This is a genomic window from Oryzibacillus soli (genome assembly GCF_051594765.1).
Lineage (GTDB): Bacteria > Bacillota > Bacilli > Paenibacillales > NBRC-103111 > Paenibacillus_AR.
The window spans coordinates 1-369 of record NZ_JBPPGJ010000101.1 but is presented as its reverse complement, the minus strand read 5'-3'; the positions used below and the strand labels follow the sequence as shown (position 1 = coordinate 369).

The 369-nt window shown below is 68.3% G+C and carries 1 pseudogene; it reads left to right on the top strand.

Annotated features, from left to right (window positions below):
• Positions 1–369 (top strand): annotated as a pseudogene (locus tag ACSEXW_RS28325) (hypothetical protein); the annotation flags it as partial.

The following is a 369-nucleotide window of genomic DNA, read 5'->3' as shown; positions in this document are numbered from 1 at the left end:
CTGGCCCCTGGATCGGTCGGCACGGAGCACGTGGCGGATGCCACGATCACCTACGGCAAGCTGTCGCGAGACAGTGTAGGGACCGGAGAACTTCGGGACGGAGCCGTATCCGGCGGCAAGCTGGCCCCGGAGTCGGTTGGTACGGGACATCTGGTGGACGGCGCGGTGACCTACGGCAAGCTGTCGCGGGACAGTGTAGGGACCGGAGAAATCCGGGATCGGGCGGTGACCGGCGGCAAGCTGGCCCCGGAGTCGGTTGGCACGGGGCATCTGGCGGATGGCGCCGTCGTCTACGGCAAGCTATCAAGGGACAGCGTAGGCACGGAGCAGCTTCGCGACGGCGCGGTGACCGGCGGTAAGCTGGCGCCT